Below are 15,904 nucleotides of genomic sequence, written 5' to 3' on the forward strand. Positions count from 1 at the left end.
TGCTTGACAGTCGCGCCGGCCGTTCTTACTGTAAATTTGCGTGTCACAAAGTTGACGCTACGCTGTGCGCCGGCCGTACCCGGTGCAGGCTCACCTGGCTGGCCTGACGTGCAAGCGTGGGTTGCCAGATGAGAGGCCAAGCTTATTTTTACTCTTAGCCGGGAGAAGCAAGATATGAAATTTGATAAATTTACCATGAAATCCCAGGAGGCGGTGCAGGAGGCCCAGAGCCTGGCCCTGGAGCGCCAGCACCAGGAGCTGCAGCCGGAACATCTGGCCAAGGTGCTGCTGGATCAAACCGACGGGGTGATCGCCCCGGTGCTGCAGAAGATGGGGGTCAGCCGGGAAAAACTGGCCGCCGAAATGGAGGCACTGGTCAGTAAGCTGCCCCAGGTGAGCGGGGCCGGCGCCACCCAGCTCTATGCTTCCACCGCTTTTCAGCGCCTGCTGGACCGGGCCTTCAAGGTGGCCTCCGGCATGCAGGACGAATATGTCAGCCAGGAGCATCTGGTCCTGGCTCTGCTGGAAGACAAGGATGCCGCGGCCGCCCGGGTTTTGACCGCTCAGGGGGTCACCAAAGATGCCTTCCTGAAGGCCCTGGAAAGCGTGCGGGGCAGCCAGCGGGTCACCGACCCCAACCCCGAAGACAAATACCAGGCCCTGGAAAAATATGCCCGCAACCTCACCGACGTGGCCCGCCAGGGCAAGCTCGACCCGGTGATCGGTCGTGATGACGAGGTGCGCCGGGTGGTGCAGGTGCTTTCCCGGCGGACCAAGAACAATCCGGTGCTGATCGGTGAGCCGGGGGTGGGCAAGACCGCCATCGTCGAGGGCCTGGCTCAACGCATTGTCAATGGCGACGTGCCGGACACCCTGCGTAACAAGCAGGTGATTGCACTGGATATGGGGGCGCTGGTGGCCGGTGCCAAGTACCGGGGCGAGTTCGAGGATCGCTTAAAGGCGGTACTCAAGGAGATCCAGCAGCGCCAAGGCGAGGTGGTCCTGTTCATCGACGAGATCCACACTCTGGTGGGGGCCGGGGCCGCCGAAGGCTCCATGGATGCCTCCAACATGCTTAAACCCGCCCTGGCCCGGGGCGAGTTGCACTGCGTGGGCGCCACCACCTTGAACGAGTACCGCAAGTATATCGAAAAAGACGCCGCTCTCGAACGCCGCTTCCAGCAGGTGCTGGTCAAGGAGCCCAGCGTCGAGGATACCATCGCCATCCTGCGGGGGATCAAGGAGAAGTACGAGGTGCACCACGGGGTGCGGATCAAGGACTCGGCCACGGTGGCCGCCGCCACCCTTTCCAACCGCTACATCACCGATCGCTTCCTGCCGGACAAGGCCATCGACCTGGTGGATGAAGCGGCCTCCCGGCTGCGCATCGAGATTGACTCCATGCCCACTGAGATCGACGAGGTCGAGCGCAAAAAGATCATGCTGGAGATCGAGCGCGAGGCCTTGAAGAAGGAGAGCGACAAGTCTTCCCAGGAACGGCTGAGCAAGGTGGAGGCCGAACTGGCCGACTGCAACGAGGCCCTGCAGGCCATGAAGGGCCACTGGAGCCTGGAAAAAGAGATCATCCAAGAGATCCGCGATATCAAGGCCAAGATTGACGAGGCCCGCATTGAAGAACAGCAGGCCGAACGGCAGGGTGATTTGAGCCGGGTGGCGGAGATCCGCTATGGCCGCATCGTGGAGCTGGAAAAGCAGTTGGCCGCTAAAAATGAGCGGCTGGCGGAAATCCAGCAGGATCGCAAGATGCTGAAAGAAGAGGTGGACGAGGAAGATGTGGCCGCGGTGGTGGCCAAGTGGACCGGCATTCCCACCGACCGGCTGCTGGAAGGGGAAAAGGAAAAGCTGGTCAACGCCGATGCCAAGCTCAGCGAACGGGTGGTGGGCCAGCAGGAGGCCATCGCCGCGGTGGCCAACGCCGTGCGTCGGGCCCGGGCGGGCCTGCAGGACCCCAACCGGCCCCTGGGCTCCTTCATCTTTCTGGGCCCCACCGGGGTGGGCAAGACCGAGTTGGCCCGCTCCCTGGCCGCCTTCCTGTTCGACACCGAAAAGGCCATGATCCGGCTGGATATGTCCGAGTTCATGGAGAAACACTCGGTGGCCCGGCTGATCGGCGCACCGCCGGGTTACGTGGGTTACGAAGAGGGAGGCTACCTCACCGAGGCGGTGCGCCGCCGGCCCTATTCGGTGATCCTCTTTGATGAAATCGAAAAGGCCCACCCCGATGTCTTCAACGTTCTGCTGCAGATCCTCGATGACGGTCGGATGACCGACGGCCAGGGAAGGACGGTGGATTTCAAGAACACCATTCTGATCATGACCTCCAACCTGGGCAGCCAGTTGATCATGGACCTGGGCGAGGAGCGCCGGCAAGAGATGAAGGCGCGGATTGATGAGATCCTGCATGCCCAGTTCAAGCCGGAATTCTTGAATCGGGTGGATGAAATCATCATCTTCCATGCCTTGAACCGTGAGCACTTGAGCCGGATTGTCGATATCCAGTTGCAGCTACTCACCCAGCGGTTGCTGGAGCAGCACTTCAAGATTGAACTGACCCCGGCGGCCCGGGAGTTCGTCATTGAGGTGGGCTATGACCCCAACTACGGGGCGCGGCCGTTGAAACGGGCGATTCAGCGTCACATCCAGGATGCGCTGGCCATGAAGATCCTGGAAGGGGCCTTTGTCGAAGGGGATACCATCCGCATCGACCGGCCTGAGGGCAGCGATGCCCTGAGCTTCAGCCGGGTTGCCGGCGACGAGGCTGGGCTGGACTCCGCCTGACCCAGGTAGATGCTGGCTGACTTGCGGCGGTAAGGATCGTCGATGGCCATCAGGCCCAAAAAAAAACCGCTCCCGGTTGGGGGCGGTTTTTTGGTGGTCCTGAGGGATAAAGTAAAAACAAGCAGTTATAAGGATTGCCGGGTCTATTCGGCAGCCGGCAGATCGTCGGGCAGCTGGCCAAAACCTTCTTCCACCATGGGCAGCTCGTCGCCGCTATCAGGCCGGTAATCATCGGACACCCGGACCACATAGCGGCCCATCATGTCTTCCATGTATTTGTCGAAGGCCTCGCGTTGCTTCTCCAGTAACAGCAGTCGCCGGATACTGTTGCGAACGCTGGTGAAGGGCTGGGTTTCACCGCTCAAGGGGTTGGTGAACTCGGTATCCTTGTTGGCCTCGTAGTAATCCTGCACTTCCCGGTCACTGACCGTCACGCTGGCCTGAATTTTTTCCTCCAGAAACATTTCTACCAGAGCCAGTCTGGCAAGGTACTCCACCCGTTTCCGGTATGCTTCACTCTGATCCAGGCCGGCGCGTACCGCCTCCTGGCGGAACATCTCCCGCTTGATCATCTCATCGAACAGGCGATCCTGGCCGTCGGGGGTCTCGTACATCAGCCGCCGGCTTTCCGGCATGCCCTGCAGTTCCTGCTCAACGTCCGAAGGGGTAATGTAGCTCTCTCCCACCTGGACGATATAGCCTTCTTCGGGAGCCGGGCCGGCTTCGGTGCCGATCATTTCCTGCTTTTCCTGGCCGCAGGCGGCGGCCAGGAAGAGAACCAACAAAACTGTGATAAAGCTTTTCATAATAAAACCGTTCCTTGTCTGCCTGTTGCGTGCTTGAGACTTTTTAGTGGCTGTAAATGATCACTCTCCAGCCGCGAAATACGGCAGGGTAGTTGCAAGATAGACAAAGGGCGGGATCAACCTCGTCCCGCCCTTTGTCCTTTTACTGCTGCCTGCCTGTTAAAGCAAGTGTTTTAGCGGAGCTTGGCAATTGCTTTGCGCCGCTCCTCGATGGCCTTCTCCAGCAGGGCGATACCTTGCTGGGACTGGGTCATGGAGTAGGCCAGAGATTCCCGGGCCTGCTCAGGGTTGTGGAAGCCGTCGGAGTTCTCGGCTACCCACCATTCCCAGTGAGTGTTGGCCTCGGTGTGATGCTTGCGAACCTCGGCCAGCACGCTTTCGGGCACACCAAGATCTTTGGCGCGAACAAAGGTGTCGATCAGCTCGGCCAGCCAGAACTCGGCCTTGTTGATCTTGCCGCGGACATAGTTCTTGATGGCGTGAATGGTGTAGTCGGCCCGCTCCGGAGTCCAGTCGTCATGACATACCAGGCAGGTGTTCTCGTAGCCGTGGTACTTGGGGCTGGTCTGGAAGTGGGAGGTGTACTTAACGCCGGCCTTGGAAACCATCTTCGGCATATGGCAGTCTTTACACTCAACGCCGGCCTGCTCCATCTTGGAGCCCCAGAATACTTCCATTTCCGGATGCTGGATCTTCATCTGATCCGCCCCGGTTACCGCGTTGCGGAAGTCGATGAACTTGAAGTCCTCATACATCCGACGGTTGAAGTCGAAAACGTTGGACCACTGCATCAGGTTGGTGCGTTGGTCAGCCATGGTCACCCGCTCACCGGTAGCGGCGTCGATACCGGGGTTGCAGTTGTACTCAACGTGGCACTGGGCGCACATCATATTGGAGTCCGGCTCGCTGAGCAGACCGATGGCCCGGAAGCCGTCACGGAACTCAACTTTTTCCACGGTGATCCGCTTGCTTTTTTCCTTGTCGTAGGGGTAGGTGCCTTCGCCACGATCAACAATGGCCTGAATCTGGGCATCCCGGGTGATCCGCGGCTCGGTGGAGTGCGGGTCGTGGCAGGTGAAGCAGTTCAGGGCGTGGTTCAAGCTGCGGGCGAAATCAACCACGTTGGAGGTCCGGTCCCACTTGGCCTTGGGATGGGGGTCGCCCATGTAGGCCCAGTTGAGGATGTTGTCCTGGGATTTGCAGAACATACATACCGGGTTGGCGGCGGTGGCCACCTGGCCCCGGAAAGCCTTCTGGTTGTTGGTTTCCGGCTCTACATCGTAGAGGATGTTCCAGGCGCCGGCCTGGGCGGCGGCACCGTCACCGATCAGCTCCCAACTCTTGAGCTGGAAACGGCCGCCGTAAGCGCGATCCACCAGCAGATGGTCAACCAGCATGAAGACGTGGCTGCGAGGTTCGGCGTGCTCTTTGGTGAAACCATGGGGCCGCATCAGGGTGTCGTAACGGGAGGTCCGGCCGGTGGGGGTAGCCTTTTCCTCTTTGGGCGGACGGTCCCAGTTTACCTGCAGCATGGAGTTGAACTGCTCGGCATGGCACTGGCCACAGGTGCGCTGGTCAACGGAGGTGACCGGCTTGACGTTGAAGTTGCGAACGTGGGCCTCGGTCTCGGTGTGGCAGTGGCCGCAGTTGATGCTGGCGTGGCTGCCGCGGACGTGGAAAGCCTTGATGTCACTGCCCGGGCCGGTGTTGTCGTGGCAGTTGTAGCAGGTGTTAACATCCACCGGCTTTGCCGCCGCCTGGGCGCCGCTGGCGCCGAACAGGCTCAGGCCGCCTACCAAGGCAAAAGCAACCGCCGCGCCCAAAAGGGACTTAGGGTTTTTAATCATTTTCTCCTCCTGCTCCTTCGATTTGGTTCATATTGAGTAATCATACAATCTGAAATCTACGGTCGCCTCCTGTGGCTCATCACCTCCTTGCGAACAAACGACGTTAAGGTTAATTTTACCCTCATCCAAAAGAATAGCTGTTCTATGGTAGCCATTCCCATTTTGGGTTATTTTAACGTCTTTGGTGTAAAGATGTGGTTAACCTCCAGTAAATTATTTATAGGAAGCTCTTGTTTTTTCTTTGATAACTCAAGGGTTAAACGGGGCAGGAAATTGTGAGCGACGGCTCATAAAATTGACTCTTAATTTGGGTGTATCACCGTAAATATCCATGTGTCAAGGCAGATATAATGTTGCCAAAACTTTACGGCATGCAACAATGTGGCAGCGATTGGTGGAGTGTTTCCTGATCATTGCAGGGGGTGACAAAGACAGGCTTTGATAAACAGGCCCGATGAAAGAGGTGTTGGATGAAAGAAAATAATGGCCGGGTGCTTGAGTATGGTGGTTTGCGGATCAGCCCGCCTTTACTTTTGGCGCCCATGGCGGGGCTTACCCATTCTGCCCTGCGACGCCTGGTGCAGGAGCAGGGCGGGGTGGGGCTGTTGAGTACGGAAATGCTGGCGGCCAAACGTTTACCCCATGAAAACCCGACCCTATCGCCTTATCTGGTGCGTCATCCCAGTGAGCAGCCGCTCTCTTTTCAACTTCTGCTGACCAGTCCGGCAGAGGTGGCGGCGGCAGTGGCCAGTGCAGAAGAGTTGGGCGCCGCAGCCATCGACCTCAACCTGGGCTGCCCGGCGCCGGATATTCGGCGGCAGGGGGGCGGCAGTCGGCTGATGGAGGAGCCGCAAATGGTTCGCCGGTTGGTTCAGGAAACCCGGCGGCGGACGGCTTTGCCCTTGAGCGCTAAAATTCGTCTGGGGGAAGAGTTGAATGCCGAGCGGTTGAGGGCCTTTTGTCTGCTGCTGGAGGATGCCGGTGTCGACCTGCTCACAGTCCATGCCCGTCTGCGTGGTGAACCGTACGGGCGCAAGCCCCGCTGGGAATGGGTGGGCAAGGTAAAGCACTGGCTGCGGATTCCCGTGGTGGCCAACGGCGGCATCTTTTCCGCCGCCGATGCCGCCGCCTGCCTGGCGGCCAGCGGCGCCGACGGCTTGATGATCGGTCGGGCCGCCGCCGCCACGCCCTGGCTTTTCCGCCAACTGGCCGAGGGATGGGCGACGGACTTTGCCCCGGGGCACGACGAGTTGTCCACCGCCCCGAGCCAGGAGCAAAAGGCCGCCATTTACCGGCGCTTCTGCGAGTTGCTAAAGGAGAGTTTTACCCCGGAGCGCCGGTTGGGCCGGCTGAAAGAGTTTACCCATTATTACGCCCGCAATTACCAGTTTGGCCACCATCTGGCGGCGGCGGTGCAGAGCAGCCCGGACCTGGATACCGCCCGGCGGCGGGCCGAGCACTTTTTGGCGACGGCTTAAAAATGGGTAGGGGCGCTTTTCAGCGGGTGTGGCTGTTGTTCAGCGGTGAGTGCCGTTTAATGGGATCCTGGTGGACGGTGATGTCCGCCCCGGGAATGTTTTGCTTCAGCGTTTCGGCAATTTCCTGGCCGATGGCGTGGGCCTCCCGCAGAGAAAGTTCGGCGCTGAGATCAAGGTGAAACTGGATAAACTTGGTCTGGCCGGCTTGGCGGGTGCGCAGGTCATGCATCCCCAGCACCCGCTGGTCGTTGAGGACGATGGTTCTGATCTGCCCTTTGATCTCCGGGGAGAGTTCCTGGTCCATCAGGTGTCGCAACGACTCCCGGATAATCAGGGCGGCGGAGTAGAGGATGTAGCAGGCAATGCCCAGGGCCAGCAGGGGGTCGGCCCAGAGCAACCCCTGGCGGACCAGGAAAAGGGCCGCAATGGTAACCAGGATGGTTAAAATATCGGTCACGTAATGCAGGGAGTCGGCACGGATGGCCACCGAGCCGGTGCGCTTGATGACATGGCGCTGAAAGCCCACCAGGGCCATGGTCAGCAGCAGGGAAAAGAGCATCACCGCCAGGCCGGAATCGATATTTTCCAAGGGGCGGGGCTCCAGCAGCCGATTGCCGGCATAGATCAGCAGGAAGACGGCGCTGCCGGCAATAAAAGAGGCCTGGGCCATCCCGGCCAGGGATTCCGCCTTGCCGTGGCCGAACCGGTGTTCGTGGTCGGCGCCTTTTAAGGCATAGCGGATGGCCATGAAGTTTATCCCCGAGGCCGCCAGATCCATCATGGAGTCCACCAGAGAGGCCAGCAGGCTGGTGGAGCCGGTAAGGCTCCAGGCCACGAACTTGACCCCGATCAGAATGGTGGCCACGCTCACCGAAGCCAGCGCCGCCAGCCGTAACAGGCGGGCGTTGGTGGCCTGCTGCCCGGTCATGACCTTGCTCCTTTGCGCTGCCGCTGGCGGTGGCCGGCCGGGGGCGGGTTGAAGTAACCAAAACCCAGCTTGGGGAAACGGCGGCCCAGGGCCGCCCGCCAGGCCATGATGCCCATGGCTTCCCCGGTGGGGGCAAACTCCAGCTCGGTCAGGTACCAGTCCGGGTCCATGTTGAGGTTGCGCAACTGGATGAAATCCGGCCGGCACTCCTCAATCAATCGGCACAGGGCGTTGTATTCCGCCGGGTCATCGCTGAAGCCCGGCAGCACAAAGTAATTGAGGGAAACAAATTTTCCCCCGGCCTTCAGGTGCCGGATGGATTCCCGGACCCGGTCCAGGTTGAAGTCCAGCGGCCGGTAGTAACGCTTATGGTAATGATCCTGGGCGCTGTTGAGGCTGACCCGGATGGCGTCCAGGCCGGCGTCGACCAGTTTGGCCAGGGCCTCGGGGCGGCCGGCGTTGGTGTTGCAGTTGATCCGCCCTTTGGCCGTCCGCTTGCGCGTCAGCTTGATGGCGGCGGCGATGGTGTCGTCCTGCAGCAGGGGTTCGCCCTCGCAGCCCTGGCCGAAGCTGGCCACGTGAGCGGTCTTTGCCAGGTGTTCCCCGGCGATTTCAGCGATTTCGGCGGGCGTGGGCACAAACTTGATGCGATCCTGGGTTGCCGGGCAGCAGCCGGAAGGTTGCAGCGAGATACAGCCCAGGCAGCGGGCGTTGCACACCGGTGAGGTGGGCAGAGGGGCCTCGAAGCTGTCCATGAAGTAGTTGACCGCCGCCGGGCAGCCGTAGGTCAGGCAGCATTTGCCCAGATGCTGCACCAGGCGGTTGTTACTCATGGCCGCCAGACGCCGGTTGGTGCGTTTTTTTATCGCCTCCGGCCGGTGGCGCCCGAAGTCCTGGCGCCGGTCGTGGTCGCTGCGCCAGGCGCAGACCCAGAAACGGCCCCGGTACCAGCCCACGGCGGTATAGGCAAACAGCGGCAGGGTAACGGCCTCCTCCGACTCCCGCTGGTAAGCGGCCCCGAGGATGGCGGTATGGGCCGGAGCGATGAAGGCGGCCACCGCCTGGGCCGGAGCGCCCGGTTCAGCGGGATCATCTTCCAGCAGCAGCGCTTCCCCGCTGTCCGGATCAATACCAACCGGCCGGCGCTGGGGCAAAACAAAAAGCTCACTGCCCGGCGGCAGCGGGATCAGCGCCTGTAACGAGGGAGGTTGAAAATCCAGGCCGCTGCGACCGGCCATCAGCAGATCGGGCAGGTCTTTGATCTCGCCCCGGGCGTTGGCGTAAACCAGGCTGGGAGTGTGGTCGGGGTGCTGGGGCATGTTTGCTTATAATCTCGAAACTGTTCGCTTACGGGTTACTCTAAAACGATTGCGCCGCCATCTGTGTATGGTTCAACTTTATCGACGATCATGGTGTAACCGGCCTCTCCCAGTTCGGCGCTGAAGCCGGCGGTATGCATGGTGCCCTGGACCCAGACGGTGTCGAACAGTTCCAGCTCGAACAGTTCACCGGGGCGGGCCGCCTTGATGTACACGATCTGGTTGGCCGGCGGTGGCGGTACATGGATGCAAGCCCCGAAGTAGGGTACCAGCAGAAATTCCGAGACCTTTCCCGGTTCGGCGTCCAGGGGCACGGCAAAACCGGGCAGCCTGACCTTGCGGCCGTCCAGCTCTTCAACCACCGGGGCGGCGGCCCAGATCTCCTGCAACTTGTCCAGCAGTTCGATGGCCAGGTCGTCGTCGTCATCCAGTTGGTCGATATCGTAATCCTGGAAAAAAAGATCGGGTTGCCAGTCGGGAGGAATCATGTCTTCCCAGTCCAGGATCAGTAGTTTCTCTTTGTCTGCCGCTGCGCGCAGCGGCGGCCTGACTCCGGGCTCCGGTTCCGGCGGGGTCGCTGCCGATTCTGCCGGGCTTTCCGTGCGGGCCTGGCGTTTTCCCTCATTGGCGAACTGGTGGGGCGGCGAGACCACCGCAGGGGCGACCGTAGCCGGCTCAACGTCCGTTGCGCGCGGCCTCTGGCTCTGGCCGTACGGGTAGAAGAGCAGGGCGGCCAGCCCGGCGGTCAGCAAAAAGGCAAAAAATATACTCAAGGTCCAGCGCATTTTTATAAAACCTTGTCTTTAAATAAGGTTAATCGTAACTGATCACGGGGCTTAGGAGGTAAACGTTTACAATTAATCAAGTAAGTTGGCAGCAGTGCCGCTGGTTGCGGCAAGCGGACCGGCGCCGCGTACATCAGTACGCAAGTCGGTCTGATCGCCGCAAGATGCGGTGCTGCTGTCAACTTACAGGCGCATGTTGATGCCGTTGACCACCGCCTGGCGGTAGGCGCGAAAGGCCGGGATCAGACCGCTTAACAGGCCGGCCAGCAAAACAATGGCCAAATAAATCAGCTCGGTGGAGCGCAGGCCGCTCAGCCCGATGAAGAGCCCGAAACGGGCCTCGATCAGCGGGCCGGCGCCCAGGAGCAAAGCGTAAAGCAGGGCCGTGCCCAGGATGGCTCCCAGCAGGGCCAGCAGCAGCGCCTCACCGCAGATCAGCAGCAGAATATAACGGGGTCCGGCTCCCACCGCCCGTAAAATCGCCATCTCCCGCCGGCGGGCCTCCAGGTTGCTGAGTTGGGCGCTGAGCATGCCCAGCAGCCCCACCCCCACCACGAACCATGATACCAGCAGCAGGGCCTGTTCCGCCATGCCCAGCAGATCCCAGAGCTGGTGCAGGGCCACCCCGGGCAGGATGGCACTCAGGGCCTCGCGGGGGTAGTCGTTGACGTAGCGCTGGAGCTGGAAGCTGGCAGCCCGGGAATCCAGCCCCACCAGGAAGGCGGTGATCTGGCGGGGTGTCAAGTCCCGCTCCCTGGCCTCTTCCGGCGAGACCTGGCGCCCCGGCAGCGGCACCCCGACCTGCCAGCCCAGATGAATGGCCTCAAAGCCCTCCAAAGGAATATGGATGGTGCGGTCCACCGCGGTGCGGGTGGGGGCCAGGATCCCCACCACCGTAAAGGGCATGTTGTCGTGGCGGACAAAGGCGACATCGTCGGCCCCGTGGGCGACGATGATCTCCCGGCCCAGCTCGTAACCAAGCTCCCGGGCCACCTCGTAACCCAGCACCGCGTCAAAGAGATCGGCAAATTTTTGCCCCTGGCCGAACTCCAGCGGCCGGCCGTCGGCGTAGCGGTAATATTGAAAATAATCCTGGTTGGTGGCCAGCACCGGGTAGCCCCGGTGGGAATCCCCCAGGGAGAGGGGAACCGTCCACTGTACCCGGGGATGGTCGGCGATCTGCCGGTAGCTGCGCCAGGAGATGTTGTTGGTGGCCTCTCCCATGCGGAACACCGAGTAGAGCAAAAGCTGTACCGGGCTACTGCGGGCGCCGACGATCAGATCGGTACCGCTGATGGTGGCGGCAAAGCCGCTGCGGGCCTCGTAACGCAACCGCTCCACCCCCAGCAGCAGGGCCACCGCCAGGGCGATGGCCAGGATGGTCAGTCCCACGGTGTAGCGGCGGTTGAGCAGACTTTTCCAGGCCAGGATCAGGGTTGCCATGCCGCCTCCCCCGCAACATCCGGTTGGGCCCGGTTGATTGCCGCCAGTTGGATGCTGCGGTCAAAAAGATGCTCCAGGCTGTGATCATGGCTGACCATCACCAGGGTCGCCCCCTGCCGGGCGCATTCGGCAAACAGCAGTTTGACAAATGATTCCCGTCGGTCCATGTCCAGCGACGAGGTCGGCTCGTCGGCGATTACCAGTTCCGGGCCGCCGATTAAGGCCCGGGCCGCCGCCACCCTCTGTTGCTGGCCGACGCTGAGTTGGGCTACCGGCTGGCGCAGCAACCGGGGGTCGGCCAGGTCCAGGTGCGCAAGCAGCCGCAGGGCCTCGGCGCGCAGGGCTGATGGCCGGCCGCCGGCATTTTCCCGCCGGCGGCGGGAAAAACGGCAGGGCAGGAGGACGTTTTCCAGCAGGGAGAGGTAAGGCAGCAAGTTGAAAAGCTGGAAGATGTAGCCCAGGTGGTCGGCCCGAAAATGGTCCCGTCGGCTGCCGCTTAAAGCGGCCAGATCCTGGCCCAGCACCTTCACCCGGCCGGTTTCGGCCACCCCGACCCCGGTGAGCAGGCTCAGCAGGGTGGTTTTGCCGCTGCCGCTGGGGCCGGCGATAAAGACCTTTTCCCCCCGGTCAACCCGTAAGGCGGGCAGGTCGAGAACCAAAGGGCCGCCGCGGTGCCAGCGGAAGCGCAGATCACGGCAGTCGATGGCTGGCGTATTGGTGGTGGCGTTGGGCATGGGGTGATTTTTAGCGCCGGTGTCTGGGGGTTACAGATTCAGGCGGGAGTTCTGCGGCCGCAAATCAGCTCCCACTTGACCGGCTGGGGTCACGGCCTGCACCCGGATCCTCTCGGTGCCGGGAAAATACTCAAAGAGCCGGAAGTCGATCCGGTTGAGGAGTTCTGGCCGCTCACAATGAAACTCCCACAGCCCGGTGAATTCTGCATGGTCATGATTATGTTTGTGCTCATGCCCGTGTTGGTGGTCGTGCCCGTGGGGATCGCCATGCCCGTGGCGCTCTTCATGTTCATGGCTATCCCCATGCCCATGTCCATGTTGATGATCGAGATCAAAATCCGAACCGATCTCGGCTCGCACCAGCCGGCAACGGGCGGCCGGGGGCAGGGCGAAAAGTTTTTCGCCCTGGGCCAGCAGGTCTTTGGCCTCGCGGATGGCCTGGCGCTGTTCGTGGGTTCGGGGCTGGTGCTCAAAGCCCACCAGGTTGAAGCCGGGGCTGACCATGTCGATGATCAGCAGAGAATCTTCCGCAATCAGGTTGATTTCCGCCAGTCCGTGGACATGTGCCCCCAGCCCGCTGCCATGGTCATGATCGTGGCCATGGTCGTGGCCGTGGCTGTCATGGTCATGGGTATGGTGGCTATGGCCGGGGGGCTTTTCATGGTGGCCCTGGGCGTCGTTATGGGCGACCACCGGCTGGGCCTGGAGCAGCAGCAGGCCGACCGCCAACCCCAGCATTTGCCGCAGAAAAAGTTTTTTTCCTTTCCGTTTGTTGGCAACAAGCATGTTGGTATTACCTTTTGGAATCAAAACATACCCCGTAACTTGCAGGCTGTATAAAAACAAGGCAATCAAGCACGGGGCGCGGGGGTGATATTGTTGTGGAACAGACCGTAATGGCTTTGAAAATGCCTCTTGGCTCAAAAAGGCACATCGTCGCCGATGGGCGGTTCAGGCGGTGGCGGTTCATCCATAAACTGGTTGCCGGAATCTCCCCCGGCCCCGCGGGGTGAGAGCATTTTCATTTCCCGGGCGACGATTTCCGTGGTGTAGCGGTCGTTGCCGTCCTTGTCCTGCCATTTGCGGGTCTGGATCCGGCCTTCAATGTACACCCGGGAACCCTTGGACAGGTACTCGCCGCAGATCTCGGCCAGTCGCTTGAAGGTTACGATCCGGTGCCATTCGGTCAGTTCCTCTTTGCTGCCGTCTTGTTTTTTCCACACTTCGGTGGTGGCGATACGGAAGGTGGTAACGGCGTCGCCGCTCTGCGAGTAGCGCACCTCCGGATCGGCGCCCAGGTTGCCGATAAGAATGACTTTATTGATCATGGAACACCTCACTGGCTGGCTGAAGGAATGTTGTGGCAAACGACCGGCAGCACCGCCGGGAGCGGCGAAGGGCAAGGCTTGCGCACAAAAGTGCACATTAACCTTTCTGCTCGCTGCGGTGTTACAAAACGTTTGCAGACCGTTGGATCAACAGGTTACAAAACTTGTTGCACGGTTACCAAAAAAAAAGTCCGGCCATTCTAGAAATTACCGCCGGGCTTGTCAACTTCTATCAAGTTGATGCTGCAATTTCAACGGCGGCCCGGGCGGCGGTGTCTAGCATGGCCGGCAGGCCGCCTTTTTCCTCCGGGGTGTGGCCGAACACCTGGCGCCAGATTTGATCGTTTTCCATGCAGAAATAGATGCAGGTGTGGGGGGCGGCCCGGCGGTTCAACTCGTCGATGAGCAGTTGGTACATCCGGGTGCGCCGGGGGCGGAAATAGCGGAATTTGCCGTCCAGCCCAGGCACAAACTCCTCGTGGATAAAGGTGGCACCGGGGAAGCGGCTGCCGATTACCCCTTTGAGGGCGGGCAGGAAACGAAAGGCCCCCAGGCTGATCCAGGCAATACTGGTTGCCGGCACCGCTTGATACAGGCGACGGATGGTTTCCCGGTAGCCCTCTTCCCAGCCGGGGTGATCAATGATGGGGTCGAAATGAAAGGCCAGGGGGTAGCCCAGGTCGGCGCAGTGGGCGGCGGCGGTGAGCCGGGTGTCGAGATCGGCGGTGTGCAGCTCCAGCCGGTGCATAACCTCGGCGCTGTTCAGTGACCAGGCCATCACGGTACGGCCGTTGTGGCCGGACGCCGGCAGGTGGTCCAGCACCACCGCCTTGGATTTCAACTCCAGCACGGCATTGCTTTTGGTCGCCATGTATCGGATCAGCCGGGCGCTCAGGCCGGTAAGGCGGTCCAAGGCCATGCTGTCGGTGAACTCGCCGGTGCCGATGCGGTAAAATGAGCGCTCCGGCTCTGCCCCAGCCTGCCGGGCGGTGGCCTGGTCCAGGGTTTCATCAAGCTCCCGGAACAGGTCATCGATATTAACGTAGAAGCTCAACCAGGGGTTGTTGAGATAGGCCTGGAGGATGCAGTAGGCGCAATCCATGGGGCAGCCCGCCCCTATGTTGAGCACCTGGTAATCGCAGCAGCGGTAATTGCGGGTGGCGGGGCAGGGCTTTAAAAATCGGCCCCGGTTGCGGCCCAGGTGCAGGATGCGTTTACCATGGGTAAGGCTCTGAGGGTAAGGGGTAAGGTCCGGCGCCGGCTCGGCGCCGTCGGGAATGACGGTAAGCGGCAGATCACCAGCCCGGGCGAGAATTTCCCGGGTAAGCGGCAGATCAAGGCAGGATTCCTCAACCCGCAGCGAGGTGAGCCGCCGGCTGGGGTCGTCAGCCGGCAACTCGTCGAAGGTGTTCACTTATTTTCGCCCTTGCGGTTTTCCACGTGGCGGGCGGCGGCCTGGGCGGCTATGCAACCGTCGGCGGCGGCGGTGATGATCTGTTTGACGTATTTCTCCCGCAGGTCGCCCACCACAAAGATTCCGGGCAGGTTGGTTTCACACTTGTCGTCGGTGATCACGTAGCCGTCGGCGTTCATTTTGGTGCCGGCGGGCACCAGCTTGTTGTCCGGCACAAAACCGATGAAGACAAAAACCCCGTCGCAGGCCAGTTCGCTGCGGTCGCCGTTTTGGGTATCTTCCAGGGCCACTCCGGTCACCCCCTGCCCGTCGGCCATGATGGCGGTAACCACGGCGTTTAAGTGGAGCCTGATATTATCTTCCTTTTGCACCCTTTTTTGCAGGATCATGCTGCCCCGGAAGGCCTCGCGGCGGTGGACCAGGTGTACCTGGCCGGCGATTTTGGCCAGGTAGAGGGATTCCTCCAGGGCGGTATCGCCCCCGCCAACCACCACCACGGTTTTGTTGCGGAAGAAAAAGCCGTCGCAGACCGCGCAGTAGGAGACCCCTTTGCCGTAATTTTCGTCCTCGCCCGGCACCTCAAGCTTGCGGGGACTGCCGCCGGCGGCGATGATCAGGGCATAAGCGGCCAGGGAACGGCCGTCTGCCAGGTGAACCAGGTGATAACCCAGGCAGGGTTCTATCTGCCGTACTTCCTGCTGTTGGATTTCCAGCCCGTAGGAGCTTACGTGGTCGGCCATGGCGGTGGCCAGTTCGGCCCCACCGATGGATTCGGTGCCGGGCCAGTTTTCCACCATGTCGGTGTTGTTCATCTGGCCGCCGGGCACCCCTTTTTCAAGGAGCACGGTGTCCAGTGCCGCCCGCTGGGCGTAGATGCCGGCGGTCAGCCCGCCGGGGCCGCCGCCGATGATAATCAGGTCATGGAGGTGAAAATCACCGCTGTTTGGATAACTTGACGGCTTGGGGCAGCTCATGTTCGTTTTTTCGATACCCATGGTTTGCACGATAAGTTTTAGTGGTTCA

13 protein-coding genes are annotated in these 15,904 nt (G+C 61.0%); 2 read left to right on the plus strand and 11 right to left on the minus strand.

Annotated elements, in window-relative coordinates; all coding sequences use genetic code 11:
• The first annotated feature begins 174 nt into the window (after positions 1-174).
• Positions 175-2,799, plus strand: a complete 2,625-nt coding sequence (gene clpB / locus DAAHT2_RS00350) for an ATP-dependent chaperone ClpB (protein WP_013162307.1) — start codon at positions 175-177, stop codon at positions 2,797-2,799.
• A 143-nt stretch (positions 2,800-2,942) separates the two neighbouring features.
• Here the strand turns inward: clpB and DAAHT2_RS00355 are convergent, their stop codons facing one another.
• The gene (locus DAAHT2_RS00355) at positions 2,943-3,605 is read right to left on the minus strand and encodes a hypothetical protein (protein WP_013162308.1); all 663 of its coding nucleotides are present in this window, start codon (positions 3,603-3,605) and stop codon (positions 2,943-2,945) included.
• A gap of 173 nt (positions 3,606-3,778) precedes the next feature.
• Positions 3,779-5,452 (minus strand): ammonia-forming cytochrome c nitrite reductase subunit c552, encoded by a 1,674-nt coding sequence (locus tag DAAHT2_RS00360; RefSeq protein WP_013162309.1) that lies wholly within the window; start codon positions 5,450-5,452, stop codon positions 3,779-3,781.
• A gap of 470 nt (positions 5,453-5,922) precedes the next feature.
• On the opposite strand from DAAHT2_RS00360, the gene DAAHT2_RS00365 reads away from it, so the two are divergent.
• Entirely contained in the window at positions 5,923-6,930 is a 1,008-nt protein-coding gene (locus DAAHT2_RS00365; protein ID WP_013162310.1) for a tRNA dihydrouridine synthase, read from the plus strand.
• A gap of 19 nt (positions 6,931-6,949) precedes the next feature.
• Here the strand turns inward: DAAHT2_RS00365 and DAAHT2_RS00370 are convergent, their stop codons facing one another.
• From DAAHT2_RS00370 to trxB, 9 genes are all read right to left on the minus strand, one after another.
• Positions 6,950-7,858 (minus strand): cation diffusion facilitator family transporter, encoded by a 909-nt coding sequence (locus DAAHT2_RS00370; protein WP_013162311.1) that lies wholly within the window; start codon positions 7,856-7,858, stop codon positions 6,950-6,952.
• Entirely contained in the window at positions 7,855-9,177 is a 1,323-nt protein-coding gene (locus DAAHT2_RS00375; protein ID WP_013162312.1) for a radical SAM family protein, read from the minus strand. Before DAAHT2_RS00375 ends, DAAHT2_RS00370 begins: the two co-directional genes overlap by 4 nt.
• Positions 9,178-9,212: 35 nt before the next feature.
• Entirely contained in the window at positions 9,213-9,962 is a 750-nt protein-coding gene (locus DAAHT2_RS13595) for a DUF3299 domain-containing protein (RefSeq protein ID WP_013162313.1), read from the minus strand.
• Between the two features lie 183 nt (positions 9,963-10,145).
• Complete coding sequence (locus DAAHT2_RS00385; protein ID WP_013162314.1) at positions 10,146-11,405, minus strand: ABC transporter permease; 1,260 nt, start codon at positions 11,403-11,405, stop codon at positions 10,146-10,148.
• Positions 11,393-12,139 carry an ABC transporter ATP-binding protein gene (locus tag DAAHT2_RS00390; RefSeq protein ID WP_013162315.1) on the minus strand — a complete coding sequence of 249 codons (747 nt, stop codon included), beginning with the start codon at positions 12,137-12,139 and terminating at the stop codon, positions 11,393-11,395. Before DAAHT2_RS00390 ends, DAAHT2_RS00385 begins: the two co-directional genes overlap by 13 nt.
• A gap of 30 nt (positions 12,140-12,169) precedes the next feature.
• Positions 12,170-12,925 (minus strand): DUF2796 domain-containing protein, encoded by a 756-nt coding sequence (locus DAAHT2_RS00395; protein ID WP_013162316.1) that lies wholly within the window; start codon positions 12,923-12,925, stop codon positions 12,170-12,172.
• A 134-nt stretch (positions 12,926-13,059) separates the two neighbouring features.
• Positions 13,060-13,467 (minus strand): single-stranded DNA-binding protein, encoded by a 408-nt coding sequence (locus tag DAAHT2_RS00400; protein ID WP_013162317.1) that lies wholly within the window; start codon positions 13,465-13,467, stop codon positions 13,060-13,062.
• A 232-nt stretch (positions 13,468-13,699) separates the two neighbouring features.
• A complete protein-coding gene (locus DAAHT2_RS00405; protein WP_013162318.1) occupies positions 13,700-14,881 on the minus strand; it encodes an SPL family radical SAM protein in 1,182 nt (393 codons plus the stop codon).
• Positions 14,878-15,855, minus strand: coding sequence for a thioredoxin-disulfide reductase (gene trxB, locus DAAHT2_RS00410; protein WP_167319349.1), 978 nt, complete (start codon positions 15,853-15,855; stop codon positions 14,878-14,880). Before trxB ends, DAAHT2_RS00405 begins: the two co-directional genes overlap by 4 nt.
• Between the last annotated feature and the right edge of the window lie 49 nt (positions 15,856-15,904).

This window comes from Desulfurivibrio alkaliphilus AHT 2, assembly GCF_000092205.1.
In the GTDB taxonomy this organism is placed as follows: Bacteria; Desulfobacterota; Desulfobulbia; order Desulfobulbales; family Desulfurivibrionaceae; genus Desulfurivibrio; species Desulfurivibrio alkaliphilus.